Here is a 15,895-nt window from a genome sequence, read left to right on the forward strand (position 1 = left end):
AGCCTTACCTATCTGTATGAATAAGGAGTTTAACATAACTAGGTTAATAACATTAGGATTATCATATGGGGAATGGAGTCAAGATTAAAGGGTTTCAGCTTTAGCTTGGAATCCTTTTTAAATTATATAAATTTATTCGTTTTTTGAAGTATTTTAGTAGTATAATAGTTTTGGTATTTCTACAGATATTTACAAAAAAGGGGACAATTTATGAAGAAATTAACCTACTTATTTATGGCGTTTTTATTAGTTTTCCTTGCATCTTGTTCATCAAATGAAACAACTAGCAAAGAGGAAAAAATCAAAATAAATGAAACTCAAGAAGTAAGCAAAAAGAAAGAAGCCACTGTTGAAAGCAAAAAAAGTACACCTAACGATGAAGTTGAAAAAACGACTAGTGAAAGTGTAGTCAGTCCAAGCGTTTCTGCCACTAGTACACCAACGATAACAAGTGTTAATGGGGACTTTGACTACAGTAAATATACACTAATTGTAGTAGATGGCGGAGATATGTCAGGTTATAGAAAGCCAAATGTCAGAGTTGATATTGGTTTTGGCGACAGGGAATATTGGGCCTTTACAAATGAATATGGACAGCTAATTCGGGTTGAGGCGAAAAATATAACACTTCAAAATTCGAATACGGATCATGTTTTGTCATCAGGTAGATATTACTCTGATGAAGCGGATGTTCCTGGTACAGAGAGTCCAACCTTGGATAAAGGGCATGTGATTGCTGATTCTCTTGGGGGAGTATCTAACGCCTATAACATTACACCTCAAGACAGCACTCTCAATAGGCACGGGGACCAAGCTTACATGGAAAAAGTGATTCGGGATGCAGGAGGTGCTACAGATTTCGTAGCAGTGATTCAATATCCAAATACTCAGACGCAAGTTCCTAGCCATTATAAATTCACCTACAAAATTCAGGGCAGATCCATTACAGATGAATTTGACAATGTAAATCCAGATGAAGTGAACAAAAATTTAGGGAGAACGACAGGTACGAGCAGAACGCCATCGAAAACAGACAGTGCACCAGCAACCGAAACGGTAAGTAGCAATGAAGATGTCAGCAAGGTGGATACCAATCATAATGGACAAGTTACGATTGCTGAAGCCAAAGCAGCTGGTTTTCAAATGCCAATTACACGAGATTCATGGCTCTATAAATATATGGATGATCGAGATGGTGATGGCTCAGTAGGTGAATAAATGGGGTTATGCGGCGACTCTTTCTTCTTATTGAAGTAACGGGCAGGAGATTAAAAGGATAAAAATTGTAATGTTAAAAATGAAGGGTGAAAAAATGAATACCAATAGAGAAATTATAGAAGAAAAAGATGAAAAAATTTCACAGCTAGAAAGACTATTAATAGAATTAAAAGAAGCACAACAGCAAAATGCTGCAACTATTGCGATAGATCATAACTTAAGATCTGTATCTCCACCGAAAGGAATATTTAAGTCTTTCTTAAAAGCTGGTAGATTGAAGATTATTTTGGTCTTGGTCATCCTTGTTTTTTTAGTCATCATAACTTCAGTAGGAATTCGGCAATTTGCGGGCAATACCTCCAAACAAGAGTCTGTCGTGTTTGTTGAACATGTTCAAAAGCTAGCCACATTGGCAACAGCTAAAGCTTATATGAAAGGGGTTATACACGAAAAGGATAATAAGCATTTCTTGAATATTGATCTACCAGGAACAAACCGAGAGCTAATATTAGTTGTACCTGCGACGGTTATTGCTGGTGTTGATTTGAAAGGGATTACTTCTAAGGACATGGTTATTAATGAAGAAACAAAAGAAATAGATATTACCCTTCCACATGCAAAATTTATCCAGGAACCATCAGTACAGTTAGATAAAATACAAGTAATGGACAAGGGTGGGATTTTCCGTGGTGATGTTAAATGGGATGAGGGGTTTGACATTGGAGCTAAGGCACAAGAGCAAATTCGTCAAGAAGCCCTCTCTGTTGGTTTACTTGATACTGCAGATAAAAACGCTGAAAAAGTTTTAAAGGAATTCTTTAAGAATATTGGCTATACGGTAAATGTCACGTTTAACTAATAGGGAGGCCTACCCATGCTACTTGAGACAGGCCTGTTCTGTAATTTATATTGAGGGAACCATAGAGGAATTGTTGGTGTTATAGTCAAACATTTCATAAATGACAACAAACCACCAATGATAATTGCTAAGCTATGTTTTACAATTATTATGAGGTGGTTTAATTGTTTTTTGCACCAATGTTATTACAAAAGGTAGACCAGCCCTTTGATGATGAAGCTTATCTTACAGAACTTAAGCTGGACGGTATCCGGCTAATACTTTCAAAGATTAATAATAAAGTCAGGCTTTACACCAGACACAACAACGAGGTTACAAGCAAGTTTCCAGAACTCTTAAATATAGACATTCCGGAAGGTACGGTTCTAGATGGAGAAATTATCGTCACTGATCCAGCTAGAAAACCCGACTTTGAAGCAATGTGACAGGGTTATTTCTGCTGCTGATGTGATTAGAATGATGATGGAAGTACGAAAAGGTATGCAAAGTGAATTGCGCTTCCAAGATGAACTAGGTCTTTCAGAGGAAGAAGTAGCTTTTTATCATATTATTGAAAACTTGGGTAATAAGGCATTCACAAATGAATTTATGGCTGAACTGGTTCATAAGGTGCTTGCAGCAATGAAAAAACAGTTCAAAGTTGATTGGACTAATCCTCACCGTTCTGATGTTCTTTCAAAGGTAAATCTCGCTGTGAAGATGGTCTTAATAAAAGAGAAAATTACAGGGGAGCAATTGAAGTTTTTGACAAATGCAATTGTAGAACAAGCCAAAGAACAGTACAAGGATTGGCCCAGAAATTTTGCTTAAAAGTAATGGTCCTCTCATTATTTTGAGAAGGACCTTTTAATTATGGAGGGGAATAAAAATGTTTAATAAGCCTTTTGATAATATTAACATCGACGATATTAATTTTCTAAAAGAAAATGCTGTACCAGAAGGAACAAGTATCGATTATAAAGAACAACTTCACCTCAATTCACGGGAGCAGAGAAAAGAATTTGCAGCAGATATCACTTCATTTGCAAATACAAATGGTGGCTACCTAGTGTTTGGCGTAAGTGAAAACGAAGGGGTAATTAATGAAATAAATGGTGAGGTATTTGGCAATATAGACCATTTAAAACAGCAAATAGAAAACCTTTTAAGAGATATGGTTGAACCAAGAATGAATGGGCTGCAGATGAAGGCTATTGAAATAAATGCTGAAAAAAGTATTTTTATTATACGTGTTCAGAGGTCATTTAGTGGTCCTCATATTGTGAGGGGGAGAGAGTTTTATGGTCGGAATACCTCTGGGAAATACCAACTTGAATATAATGAAATAAAGAGACGATTTTTAGAAAATGAGGGCTTGTATAAGGAGATTAAGGATTTTCATTTAGAAAGACTTTTTAAAGTAAAAGCCGACGAAGGTTATTTAAAATTAGCTCCTGGTCCCACGATTATGTTAAATGTTTTACCTCTAAGCGCATTCGGCTTCGATGCTTCTGTACTTGATTTGGGAAGTCCCTATGATGAAAGAGATTTTGGACCTTTGTACCAGGCAGGTGTAGACTATCACATAGGTTTTGAAGGGATTGGGTGGAGGACTACAATTCAACACCAATGTTATGGTTATCATCATATTAATAGAAGAGGAATTGTTGAAATTGTGGACCGTGGCATTTTAAGAATAATAGGAGAGGGACAGCGAATTACAATTAATATACCAATGATAGAGCAAAAACTTAATGAGGTTGCGAACAAAATCGCATCGAATTATTTAAGATATGGCGTAGAAGGTCCATTTGTTCTTAGATTTGCGTTATTAGATGTTGGGCAAGCAGTATTTATTAATCAAAATGGCGAAGTAACACAGTATAATATTTTACAAAATGATCTCCTGTTTCCGGACATGATAATAAATGATTTCTCAGAGTTCAGGTCGTTCTCAAGTCAAGTTGGGGATTTATTATATAATGCTGCCGGATATACTCAAAGACCGACTCTTTACATGCAATAACTAGAAAGGGGATGAATTTTTGTTAAAGATTACTTATGGAGAAGAAGAATATACCTGGGATGAATGGGAAGAAATGCATAAAAACTTCGCAGAGTCCCTTGAACTGCCACAAGATTTATTAATTGATAAGTTTATAGCAGACGGAATGATAATGCATGATGTCGGATATTCCATTTCAATATCTATGTTAACTGAGATTTATCACATTATTGCAAGTGCTCGTTTTAATCTAATAAATGCTTTTAATAAGTTATATGAAAGTAATGTAATTTCCCACGGGAATAGTTATTTAGCTCATACATGGATGAGGGGTGAATACCTTAAAAATAGTATTCTTATATATAATTCTGTCGAAGATTACGTTTATCAAATGATATGGTTTGCTTATGACCTCCATGGGACAAGATTGGATGGGCATAAAGCATACCAATCTGCTTTGAAAAAATGCAACTTTGGTAATTTATCAAATGAATTGGAAAGGATTAAAACGGACAATTCAAAAGAGTTACTTTCACTAATAAAAAAGTATCGGTTCAATCAAAATATTAAACATCTGAGAGAAAAATTGGCGAATAACCTAAAACATAGGGGTAACCTACAGTTTGATGAACTGAGCAGAACAAGACTTTTTGGCTACACTCAAAAAAATACTAAGGGTGAAGTTACCTTTAGCAGTGATTGGCTAGCCCCTGTTACTGTTAATATTGATGATACTATTGATGAATTATCTGAAATACATAGATATTCTATTGAATTTGTAAATGATATTTTTAACTATATCAATGTATTTGAATCATTTGAAATAGTAAAGGGTCCAACTTTTAATCCTTTGATCCAAATTAAAGAGATTAGTAAAAAAATTAATAAGTATTACAACAATGCAAAATAATAATCGGTAAAACGAGCCAATAAGCTTATATAGCTGGGTATCGTTCTCTTCCCCGATATAATAGGTTAAAAGTTGAAAGAAGACCACGTTTAGTGGTCATTATTTTTGTACCCAATTGAATCAGTACTAACGCATCGGCTATGTTTAGTTCTTTTTAAATACCCCGACTTCAACATTCGGTGAAGTTCGTCAGAAGATTTCCCGTTAATTACTGCAGAAACGTATTCCCTTCCAATCGGTTCCCCTTTTATCGTATAGCCCCGACGATTCAGTATCCTGGTGATTTCTTCAATGCTATTCGTGAATGCATATTCCTTAATGATGAATTTTTCTAAGGTATCGGCTTCGTAATTTTCGGCTAAATCCACATAATCCTGCAGCCTTTTTATTTCTTCTTGTGCTCTCCGAACAGTGATTAAAGTCGGCAAGTTAAACTCCCCCTTTTTTGAATCAATTCGCCAAATGCTCATTTCAACCTTCAAACAGTTTTGTGAACAATAACGGTTGGTCATACTGTAATTCTGGAGATTAATAAAAATTTCAAGAATGAGGGATAAAATGAACGAATTGCTTGAAGCCAAACTGACTATATCAAAAATAAAAACCCAACTGTTGGATCTTGCTGGTGAACTCGTTGCTGATGATTTAACGGATAAGGCGTATGCGATACAAAGGATAATGAGGGTTGTGGAGCATATCGAAGAGCATGATGTTGAGGTGAAGGAGATAATTGCAGAGTTACCGAAACCGAGGTTGAGATAATTTGTTCTTCTGTCAATACAAGGGTTAAGCAAAGTTAGCGTCTTTCATTCCGGAAAAGTTCACAACTCGCCCGTCAATATATTCCAAAATGATATATGCTTAATTTGATATGATAGCAAACGCTCTGAGGGGGCAATTTGATGGAGAATTTAATAAAAATAACGTGGGAAGACGCTGTTTATTTTATGGATATGGTGGATTCAACACAAAGTCCAAATTTTGTTCCAAAAATGTATAGATCAAAACCGTACTTGAAAATACTTTCCGAAAAAGATTCAAATGAATAGAAGCGTTTTATTGGGATAAATCAAGCTATGAGCCATGTGCTAAATGAGAGAGAGCAAATAATTCTAAATGAAATGTATGGTGTAAATAAAGAGAGGACCTACTTAAAAACAGTTGCAGAATTGTTGAATCTATCCCCGGAACGTGTTCGTCAATTACGTAATCGTGCTGAATACAAAATGATAAGACGTCTATTAGTTAGAATTAAAGATGAATCTAGTTTTACCGAGCGAGAAGGACAAAGTCGTTCTTGAATAATATCACTGGATAATAGGCATAAAAATTTTTGGGGGCATCAAGGCTTTAAGCCCTTATGTATCAAGGGTTTTGACCTGGTGTCACTTGGTGGCAGACTGGGGGCAAAACCAATCATACTACCACCAATTACATCTGTTTAAAACATACATAGTTAAAATAAAAGCCTATTAAATCAACAACTTCAAACTAAATCTGTTATAATCCGATTGGCTTTTCAACCTTGACAGGGTTGTGTTCAGTTGAAACCGTGGGATTCCTTTGGGCCGTTATAGGTGCCATGCTTGGTGCCCAAATTTTTAAAATTACAAATCACAAGAAAACACTAGAAGTAAAGAAACCTTGATTTATCAAGACTTGAGGGCACATCGAGAAACTAGGAAAACAGGTGCCAGCAAACTTCAAAACTGCTTGAGTCATGAATATCATAAATTGAATCCAGACATTATTAATATTATAATTTAGAGCGTTGTATTAAAGTACAATTCTCTTTTTTGTTCCCATTATATTATGAGGAAAAATTATCGTAGGACAGATAACATAAATATCAATTATTAACTTAACCATGCTACTTAGTATTTAACATATTCTGAAGGAAAGTTTCAAAATTCCCTTTGATGGATTTATGTCACCAAAATTTAAAACATAAGTTTCTATTAAACAAAGTAAAACTATCAAAAAGAACGTTAGTTCGAGTATAATGTATCTAGGAGAATTTAAAAGTCTTTAAGTTATTAGAAAAATGATAGACAAGAAATAGTTACTAATGTTTTCTTGCTTTTGTTATTGTACAATAATTAAGGAAAACGTAATGGTTTTTTTTGATGGGATATATAGTAAGGCTAAAATCGTATATGTATATAGGGAAAACGAAATAATATTTTCGCAAGGTGGAAATTGTTTTAAAACATTAATAATAAAAGTTGTATTACTTGAGGTGGGAGAACATGAAACTATTAATTATTACCTCGTGTACGAATTCTAAAATATATAGCCCTGAACAGCAATTAAATAAATCGGATTTTTCAGATTCTAATTCTCTTTTGGAAAAAGAAAATCAACTTGCACCTTTTAAGGCTATGGCAAAAGATATGTATACAGGACGACAGCATTTATGGATTATGGAGGGGATAAATAACCTAAGGGAAAAATATGGTGATAGTATAGTTGATTTGGCAATTGTCTCAGCTGGATACGGATTAGTAAGTGAGGACCAAGAAATTGTTCCTTATAATGTAACATTTGCTAATATGAAAAAGGACGAATTGACAGATTGGTCTAATAAACTAAAAATAAATGAACATACCAGTGAAAAGATTAAATCCTATGATATGGTATTTTTTTTATTAGGAGAAGAATACCTTAATAGTCTTCAATTACCTTTTGAGGAAACAAGACAGGATCAAAAGTTAGTGTTTCTTGGTAGTAAAGCTAGTGTAAAATTGATTCCAAATAATAATCCTTATCATTATGTTGAAGTGGGTAACAAAGATGCTAATGATTTTGGAAAGATGTCAATTAGTTTAAAAGGGTATTTATTCAAAATCTTGGCTAAAGAAATAGTTGAAAATGGGTTAACTGTACTGGATAAGATTTATGATGATCCTCAAAGTTTTCTACAAACACTAGAAAAGTACCGAAAAGATGATAGTCAGCAACTTTCACTCTTTCCCGATGAACGTAAGGAAAAAAGAAAAGGAAAAGTTATGAAAACAAAAATAAAACAAACAAGTAAAATTGTAATAGCAGAAAGTATGTATGCAAAAAACTATGGCATTCATAAATTAAATTATTTTATGCCAGAAAATGATGATCGAGTAGACCCTAACTTTAATTGGATTACGGAAGAGCACACAAAAGATAGAAACCCACTCGATGATTATTATTCACATGAAATTTATGATAAACCAAATTATGATGGCGTTCTTATTTCAAAAATAAATATTGATCAGAGTGAAAACCGTAAAGACTTGATATTAAATGCAGGTGGTTTGCATAAATTTTTGAGACTTCCTAATGATATTCCTTTATACGGAGATTGTGGAGCATTTAGTTATATAGAGGAAGAGATACCACCATATACAACTGATGAGATTCTTGATTATTATGATCAAATGGGCTTCAATATTGGTACTAGTATAGACCATTTGATTATTGGTAAAATTGCTGAAAACGAAGAAATGAGAAACTTCCGTTATAAATTAACATTGAAAAATGCAGCTGATTTTCTAATAAAACACTCCAAGGGTAATTATAAATTTACTCCAACTGGTGTTGCTCAAGGATGGGATGTTGAATCCTACAAAAACGCATTTGTGGAACTAATAAAAATGGGTTATAAGCATATTTCTCTGGGTGGTCTTGCACTCGCTAAGTCTGAGGAAATTTTAGAAATCTTAAAAGCAATAGCACCAATTGTTCCTGAATATCTAGAAATTCATTTATTTGGAGCGGCAAGATTGGAATATATCGACATATTCCACAAACTAGGGGTAACTTCTTTTGATTCAACAACATTCTTAAAGAAAGCTTGGGGAAGTGCTACTGGAGGAAATTATTTTACTGATATAGAAAAGTATGCGGCAATTCGTATCCCACAATCTGATATACATCCAAAAGTAAAAGAACTTGTTAATAGAGGAATTAATACCGCTGAAGCCTTTCTGGATCTAGAACAAAAATCTTTGAAAAGCGTTAGAGAATTTGATCAAGGGAACATTGATATAACTAATACAGTGGAAACGGTCCTTGAATATGATTCATATATCGAAACATTAAAGGATTATAATGATAAATATAAGAAGGAAAAGACGCTAAAAAATAAATTTATTTCAGAGAAACTTGAACTAAAAGAATCTGAAGTGTTAAAAATTGAAAAAGACATTGTAACTGTATTTAATAAACTTATAAAAAAGAAAGAACTTATGAATATGAATGAATTCCTATTAAGGGATTTAAGTTTTAACATGTTTATGAGTAATAACGAAAATATATTAAAAAATTCAGGTAGGGACCTACTACTTGCAGTAAAGGAAATTGCTGAAAGTAATCTGAAAAAGGCTTATACTGATAAAAATGTAAAAAAACAAATCTTGGATATTAAAGAAAAGATACTTCAATTAGAAGAAAAGGAAATAGAAAAAAAGGTAAAAATTAGCAAATATTTAATAGGATCCTTGAGTTTTAAATCGCTTATCATTGATTTTAATAACTTAGACGTTGATATTATTTCAAATGTGGTATTTAAACAACTACAAAAATTTCAGGTTGCGGAATCTGAAGCAATCCAGGAAAAGAAGTTAGCTTTATATGAGAGTACATTAAAAGATTACTTTGCGGCTAATTATGATCGGATATTTTCTGCTAATAAACTAAGATCCCTGTATCAGAAAGTATTAAACGACAAGCCTTGGAAACATTGTTCTTGTTCGATTTGTAAAGAAGTGGGGGTTGAAGTGATAATTTTTAGGGGAAATAATCGGAACCGTAGAAGAGGATTTCATAATACTCATGTATTCTATAATCAATTAAAAGAAATTCAATCGGAAAAAGAAAGGTCACTATCTTGACCTTTCTTTTTTTTACCCGTACTTAATAAGTATAAGTATGTTTATAAATATTGTATATTTACATTATGACTTGTTAACAAATTGACTAGACTTAATAAAAAAATTTATTTAATCATGGTGATGAAATTTGTTAAATTTAAACATTAATGATGTGCAGAAAATAATAATTAAAGAGAATAAATCAATTTATAGTTACGTTGCTACAAAAGAGGAAATTTTGAGTTGGAATGCCAATATGTCAGCAACTCCTTCGTATTTTTTAAATGATATTTTAATCGTTATTAGTAAAAGTATAAAGGAAAAAATAGGAAAAGATAATTTATCAATTGAACTATCTGATCCAATAATAATAAGCAAATTCAGTAATATTCAAAGTAATGAAAAACAACTCGTAATCTTTAAGGAAAAAAATTTACCAGAGCTTCTCCTTAATTCTATTTTAAGTAGTAGTACTTTGAATAATCTAGTCGAAATGAAAAGTACTAATCTGAGTAAAAAATCTTTAAAATTGATAACATTTTCATCACTTGAAAAATTAATAATTGAAATTTACGATACCAGTTATTTTGAAAACACCTTGGAAATTGTTGGATTATTTCAAAATTATTTAGAACAGTTAATTTGTGTAAATGATATGTATTTTCCTAATAGTTTGCGGGAAGTTCTCAATATTAAAGATGAAACAATAATACATAATATTAATTCATGGTATATATTTTTATGCTTTTTTAAAGAACAAATAGAAGATAATAAAGTTGATATTGTGATACCAAACCTATCAAAAGGAATAAAATATAAAAATTGGACTGGTTCATTTTTCAATCGAGCTAATCCAATCTGGCAGGAACTATACGGTAATACAAGACAACATTATCCTTCAAAGAAAAATAGGATCGAGATATATAAACATTGGAAAAGATTAACGGAATCGTCTTTTGAGTAAGGCGATTTTTTTATTGAAATTAATTTCTTTTTAGAAATTTTCGACCGGTTGAGAGTATATAAAAGATCGTAAAGATGGCTATATTTGTATTGATGTAAGTGCTAGACTAAATTGAACAGTTTTCGACGAATAATTTTGAACACTTATTTACTAAAACGATACTCCACCTTATGATAGATTTTTATACTTCTATGATTAGGCGGAGGATTTGAAAAGGTGGATAAGTTTGAAATGTATGTAGAAATTAGAGGAATGCTTAACCAAAAATACAGTATTTCCACAATTGCTAGGAAACTAAATATATCTAGAAATACTGTTTACAAGTATATTCGTAAATCACCAGAGGAAATGGCGGAGTGGACGGCATCAACAATGACTAGAATGTTTATGGCAGAATAAAAATGTAGGTTATGGCACCTAATTTGTGTTGGTCACAGGGGGTCTTTACAAATAAAAAAACCACTTGTCAACATTCCCAAAAACACATACACTTCCTGTTGGGTACAAAGCAGTGCAGGAGGTATTTAGGAGATGTTGGCAGTGGCCGAGATTAATTATATCAGACATGAAGTTAACAATAAAGACTGTACATATTCAGATGTAGCAAAAAGAACTGGAAGAGATCCAAGGACGATTAAGAAGTATGCAGAAAGGGAGGATTTCAACCAAAAGCCAAAGAAAAAACAAACTAGGGTTGCTCCTGTATTGGGGCCTGTAAAGGCAATCCTAGATGAATGGATTAAGGAGGATTTGAAAAAGAAAAAGAAGTTTCGTAGAACTGCCAAGAGGATGTGGGATTTGTTAAGAGATAACCATGGCTTTAAAGGCTCTGATCGTACTGTTCGAGAGTATGTTTCCATGAGAAAAACAGAGTTCCTCAATGTGGTAGATGAGGCTGCACTTCCACTAGAGTCGATACCAGGAACAGCCCAGGTGGATTTCGGGGAAGCTCCATTTATTTACGGAGGAGAAGATATCGTTTTGCCATACCTTGTGGTTTCCTACCCATTTAGTAATGCATTTTATTTTCAAGTCTTCCCTTCTCAAAACAAAGAGTGCTTTCTCGAGGGGATGAAAAGAGTCTTCCACCATATGGGAGGAGTTCCAAAAGCCATACGATTCGACAACCTATCACCTGCCGTTAAGAAAATACTGCCGAATGGCGAACGGCAATTAACAGAGGAATTCCAGAACTTCGTTCTACATTACGGTTTCCAATGTGAATTCTGCAATCCCAATAGCGGAAACGAGAAAGGTCACGTGGAGGCAATGGTCAAGTATGTCCGGAATAATTTTCTCTTACCGGGATTGCATGTTATCAATCTAGACGATTTGAATAAAGAGCTATGGGCCAAGGCAGAGAAAGACCGCGAAAGGAAGCATTACCAAAAGGAATGGACGATTTCAGAGCTATTTGAGGAAGATCGGGAAGCATTTCTCCTATTGCCGCCTAAAGAATATGAATGTGTAAGGTACGAGACCATGAAGGCCGATAAATATGGTTATATCAAGCTAGATCTTAACCTGTATTCGACTTCTCCAAGATATGCGCTAGGCAAGGTCTTAGCGAAAATCTCATATAACAAAGTAGAGATTTTGAACGATGACCATCAACTCGTTGTCAGCCATTCCCGAATGTATGGCCAATACAGAAAGTCCATGAAATGGCAGCCATATCTAAATTTAATGGCCAAACGGCCTACGGCACTTAAATATACCAGTTTCTATGATCAGCTTCCGGAAGAATGGAAAAGTTATTTTGGTGTTTGTACAGTGGCCGAAAAGCCAGAAGCACTAAATCTATTATCGATAATTTTGAAGGACCACGATTTCAGTGTAATTACGAAAGCATTGGTCATTGCCTCGGAACATGGGCATCCCTCCGTGGATGCCATTAAACAAGTATTCTACCAACTTATTAACGGACGTGGAATCCGTAGTGATATTAAGCCAAACATATCGCTACCTAAACTACCGGAAGCGACACGAGGCCTCGATCATTATGACCAGCTCCATAAAGGAGTGGACGCATAATGAATGAGCAAATTAAAACCTATGCAAAGCGATTGAAGCTGAGCTGGATCAAGGAACATTTTCATGAAGTGGAAGGCTCAAATAATAAAGAGTATTTATTTAAGCTCTTTGAAGCAGAAATCCAGCAACGTGAAGAGCGCAAGGTTAACCTCCTGTTAAACCAGGCTACGCTTCCAAAAGTGAAAGGAAAACCGTTTGATTGGAGCGAAGTTCAGATTCCGGCAGGAATGACAAAGGATTATCTGTTGAATGGAGAGTTCATAGAAAAGCAGGAGAATAACATTTTCTATGGAGGAGTAGGCGCAGGTAAGACCTACCTCGCCACGTTGATTGGTTTAAATGCCATACATAAGTTTGGCAAGTCCGTAAAGTTCTATACAGTTGCAGGATTGGTAAATAGGCTTCTTGAGGCAAACGAAAAAGGGACTTTATCGAAATTGTTTAAGCAAATTGAGAAACTGGATTTATTGATCCTCGATGAACTAGGATATATTCCTTTGCATAAACAAGGTGGAGAGCTATTATTCCAAGTCATATCAATGTGCTATGAGGCTAAGAGCATCATTATTACTACCAATCTGCAGTTCGGTCAATGGAACCACGTGTTTGGTGATCCAATTTTAACAGAGGCAGTCATTGACCGGCTGATTCACCACTCTCATCTGGTGGTATTCAACGGGGACAGTCATCGCTATAAAGAGTCATTATTACAAAACTAGAAAAAATGTTGGCAAGTGGTTACATTTTTAACTGCCGTTTCATGCATTTTTTGCTTGCCAAATACAACTAGAAGTAAGAAGTTAGACATTCATAAGGATTTGATCCTTTATTGGTTAAGAGAATATCCAGATTTAACTGCAGCTCAAGTGCAAGACTGGCTTAAAGAAAAATATCCTGAATTCGTAGTTGGGGAAAGTACAGTTAGAAGCTATGTAAGGTGTCTTCGAGAGGATTATCAAATCCAAAAAGAATCAAGCGCTAGGGATTATCAAGCAGTCCCTGACCCTCCAATGGGTGAACAAATCCAAGCAGACTTTGGATATAAAACGGTAAAGAACCAATTTGGTAAACCAGTTAAGTTAATGTTTATTGTATTTGTCTTGGCCCATTCAAGATACAAATACGTTGAATATCAGAATCGCCCTTTCACGACAAAGGATGTAATTTCGGCTCATAGGAATGCATTTAAGGAATTTGAAGGTGTTTCAAAAGAGATATTATATGACCAGGATCGGCTAATTGTTGTGTCTGAGAACGAGGGGGATATTTTACTCACTGAAGAGTTTCAACAATTTGTAAATGAAATAAAATTTGAAGTTAAACTCTGTAGAAAGGCTGATCCAGAAAGTAAAGGTAAGGTTGAAAACGCGATTAAGTTTATCAAGAATAACTTTATTAACAATAGAATTTTTCATAACATTGATTCTTGGAACGAGCAGTCTCAGAAATGGTTAAAAAGAACAGGAAATGGCAAAATTCATAACGGCACAAAAAGAAGACCCGCCGATGTGTTTCTCCTCGAAAAGCAACACATGAGACAGGTCAACTCTCTAAATCATATTCATAAAACAAGTATAGCAAGAAGTGTACGAAAGGACAATACAATCCTGTATCTCTCGAACAGATACTCTGTTCCGTTAGGAACATTTCAAAAGTATTCAGAAGTACATTATTATGTGACAGATGATAATAAAATAGTAATCTATGTCCAGGATTCAGGGGAAATACTGGCAACACATTACATTAACCCTGATAAAGGAAAACTCATTCAAAATAATTCCCATAAAAGGGATAAATCGAAGGGAATTAAAGAGCTTATTGAAGTCATTAGTGAGCATTTTTCAAATAAATCACTAGCTACCAAATACCTAAATGAGCTACGAAATAGGTATCCACGTTATATTCGAGACCAGTTAGGCCTAATAAAAAAGTGTATGGAACTTGGCTCAATAGAATTAATAGATGAGGCATTAGATCTCTGTATGGAAAGGCAACTATTTAGTGCGAATGACTTTCAAGATGTTGTATCCCTTCTTAAACGACAACGACAAGTGAACAGTGTAAACGTCAGCGATCAACAGATTGATACAGATTATAACGACATCGTTGAGTTAACGCTAACAAATACTGAGGCTAATCAGCGTCCATTAGAAGATTATTACACAATCATGGAGAGTACAAAATGAAACAAATTAAATATCTTCAAGACTCACTCATTTCGCTTCGTTTGGTGGAAACATCAAAAAGGCTCCCTTCTCTTCTAGAAGAAGCGGAAAAGGAGCAGCTTAGTTATATAGCTTTCCTGAACAATGTAGTAGAATACGAACGAAAAATGAGAGACGAGAAAAACATGGAAAAACGCTTGAAGCTCGCAGCATTTCCATGTATCACTCCGTTGGAACAATTTAATTTAGAGGAATCAGAATCCTTAAGCTTAAAACAGTTTAATCAATTAAAAGAATTAGCATGGGTTGAGCAATTATTTAATCTTATTCTATTGGGACCGCCAGGTGTGGGTAAAACTCACATGGCGGTTGGATTAGGATTGGAAGCCATTAAACGAGGTTACAGGGTCTCCTTTATAACAATGGGAGACTTGGTTCATACCTTGAAAACCATGGATATAACAAGAAAGTCCCAGACTAGGATTAAAAGAATAAAAGAATCACAATTAGTCATTATTGATGATTTGATGTACGCAGCAATGGATCCAAGGGAAGCCAATTTATTTTTCCAATTGATCAATGACTTGTACAACAACTCATCGATTATATTAACTTCCAACCGTTCTCCAAAAGAATGGACCGAGCTTTTAGGGGATGTAGGTGTTGCGACAGCTATTTTAGATCGTCTTATACATCGAGCAGAGATTGTTCACTTTAATGATTCAAGTTATAGAATGAAGCATCGCGAAACAATTTTTAAAGGAGAAAGTGTTCAAAATTAATAAGCAAAATTGTTCAAATGTACTTGACGCTTACAATTGACCATATTAAATGCTATTTTGAATTTACTTTTCTTTACTACAAGGAAATTAAAATGATATAATTTTAGTGTATTCACGTATAGTCACGTA

At 34.3% G+C, this 15,895-nt stretch carries 16 protein-coding genes and 1 pseudogene; 16 read left to right on the forward strand and 1 reads right to left on the reverse strand.

All coding sequences use genetic code 11. The annotated features are described in order from the left end of the window. The first annotated feature begins 210 nt into the window (after positions 1-210). The 6 genes and pseudogenes from ABES02_RS28080 to ABES02_RS28105 all read left to right on the forward strand — a co-directional run bounded on the left by ABES02_RS28080 (position 211) and on the right by ABES02_RS28105 (position 4,971). Entirely contained in the window at positions 211-1,218 is a 1,008-nt protein-coding gene (locus ABES02_RS28080; protein ID WP_430141109.1) for a DNA/RNA non-specific endonuclease, read from the forward strand. 70 nt (positions 1,219-1,288) lie between these two features. Next, positions 1,289-2,077, forward strand: a complete 789-nt coding sequence (locus tag ABES02_RS28085) for a DUF4230 domain-containing protein (RefSeq protein ID WP_430141111.1) — start codon at positions 1,289-1,291, stop codon at positions 2,075-2,077. A 164-nt stretch (positions 2,078-2,241) separates the two neighbouring features. Beyond that, positions 2,242-2,499 (forward strand): annotated as a pseudogene (locus ABES02_RS28090) (ATP-dependent DNA ligase); the annotation flags it as partial. Beyond that, complete coding sequence (locus ABES02_RS28095; RefSeq protein ID WP_430141112.1) at positions 2,447-2,887, forward strand: type I restriction enzyme endonuclease domain-containing protein; 441 nt, start codon at positions 2,447-2,449, stop codon at positions 2,885-2,887. The pseudogene ABES02_RS28090 and the gene ABES02_RS28095, both read left to right, overlap by 53 nt. Before the next feature lie 58 nt (positions 2,888-2,945). Then, positions 2,946-4,082, forward strand: a complete 1,137-nt coding sequence (locus ABES02_RS28100; protein WP_430141113.1) for an AlbA family DNA-binding domain-containing protein — start codon at positions 2,946-2,948, stop codon at positions 4,080-4,082. A 19-nt stretch (positions 4,083-4,101) separates the two neighbouring features. Beyond that, positions 4,102-4,971 carry a hypothetical protein gene (locus ABES02_RS28105; protein WP_430141115.1) on the forward strand — a complete coding sequence of 290 codons (870 nt, stop codon included), beginning with the start codon at positions 4,102-4,104 and terminating at the stop codon, positions 4,969-4,971. Positions 4,972-5,060: 89 nt separating this feature from the next. Here the strand turns inward: ABES02_RS28105 and ABES02_RS28110 are convergent, their stop codons facing one another. Further along, the gene (locus ABES02_RS28110; protein ID WP_430141116.1) at positions 5,061-5,399 is read right to left on the reverse strand and encodes a hypothetical protein; all 339 of its coding nucleotides are present in this window, start codon (positions 5,397-5,399) and stop codon (positions 5,061-5,063) included. Positions 5,400-5,529: 130 nt separating this feature from the next. Between ABES02_RS28110 and ABES02_RS28115 the strand changes: the two genes are divergently transcribed. The 10 genes from ABES02_RS28115 (at position 5,530) to istB (ABES02_RS28160) (ending at position 15,766) form a co-directional block, all read left to right on the forward strand. Continuing rightward, positions 5,530-5,733 carry a hypothetical protein gene (locus ABES02_RS28115; RefSeq protein WP_430141117.1) on the forward strand — a complete coding sequence of 68 codons (204 nt, stop codon included), beginning with the start codon at positions 5,530-5,532 and terminating at the stop codon, positions 5,731-5,733. 140 nt (positions 5,734-5,873) lie between these two features. Then, the gene (locus ABES02_RS28120; protein WP_430141118.1) at positions 5,874-6,020 is read left to right on the forward strand and encodes a hypothetical protein; all 147 of its coding nucleotides are present in this window, start codon (positions 5,874-5,876) and stop codon (positions 6,018-6,020) included. A 27-nt stretch (positions 6,021-6,047) separates the two neighbouring features. Further along, positions 6,048-6,272 (forward strand): sigma factor-like helix-turn-helix DNA-binding protein, encoded by a 225-nt coding sequence (locus ABES02_RS28125; RefSeq protein WP_430141119.1) that lies wholly within the window; start codon positions 6,048-6,050, stop codon positions 6,270-6,272. 948 nt (positions 6,273-7,220) lie between these two features. Then, positions 7,221-9,842 (forward strand): tRNA-guanine transglycosylase DpdA, encoded by a 2,622-nt coding sequence (dpdA, locus tag ABES02_RS28130; protein ID WP_430141120.1) that lies wholly within the window; start codon positions 7,221-7,223, stop codon positions 9,840-9,842. 127 nt (positions 9,843-9,969) lie between these two features. Continuing rightward, positions 9,970-10,785 carry a hypothetical protein gene (locus ABES02_RS28135; protein WP_430141121.1) on the forward strand — a complete coding sequence of 272 codons (816 nt, stop codon included), beginning with the start codon at positions 9,970-9,972 and terminating at the stop codon, positions 10,783-10,785. 216 nt (positions 10,786-11,001) lie between these two features. After that, the gene (locus ABES02_RS28140; protein ID WP_430141123.1) at positions 11,002-11,184 is read left to right on the forward strand and encodes a helix-turn-helix domain-containing protein; all 183 of its coding nucleotides are present in this window, start codon (positions 11,002-11,004) and stop codon (positions 11,182-11,184) included. A gap of 132 nt (positions 11,185-11,316) precedes the next feature. Further along, a complete protein-coding gene (istA, locus tag ABES02_RS28145; RefSeq protein ID WP_430141124.1) occupies positions 11,317-12,819 on the forward strand; it encodes an IS21 family transposase in 1,503 nt (500 codons plus the stop codon). Continuing rightward, complete coding sequence (gene istB, locus ABES02_RS28150) at positions 12,819-13,538, forward strand: IS21-like element helper ATPase IstB (protein WP_430141125.1); 720 nt, start codon at positions 12,819-12,821, stop codon at positions 13,536-13,538. Before istA (ABES02_RS28145) ends, istB (ABES02_RS28150) begins: the two co-directional genes overlap by 1 nt. A 15-nt stretch (positions 13,539-13,553) precedes the next feature. Further along, positions 13,554-15,005 (forward strand): IS21 family transposase, encoded by a 1,452-nt coding sequence (istA, locus tag ABES02_RS28155; protein WP_430141126.1) that lies wholly within the window; start codon positions 13,554-13,556, stop codon positions 15,003-15,005. Beyond that, complete coding sequence (gene istB, locus ABES02_RS28160) at positions 15,002-15,766, forward strand: IS21-like element helper ATPase IstB (RefSeq protein WP_430141127.1); 765 nt, start codon at positions 15,002-15,004, stop codon at positions 15,764-15,766. The genes istA (ABES02_RS28155) and istB (ABES02_RS28160) overlap by 4 nt, the downstream gene beginning before the upstream one ends. Positions 15,767-15,895 lie beyond the last annotated feature (129 nt).

Origin of the sequence: Neobacillus pocheonensis (assembly GCF_050477905.1) — a bacterium.
In the GTDB taxonomy this organism is placed as follows: Bacteria; Bacillota; Bacilli; order Bacillales; family Cytobacillaceae; genus Neobacillus; species Neobacillus pocheonensis_A.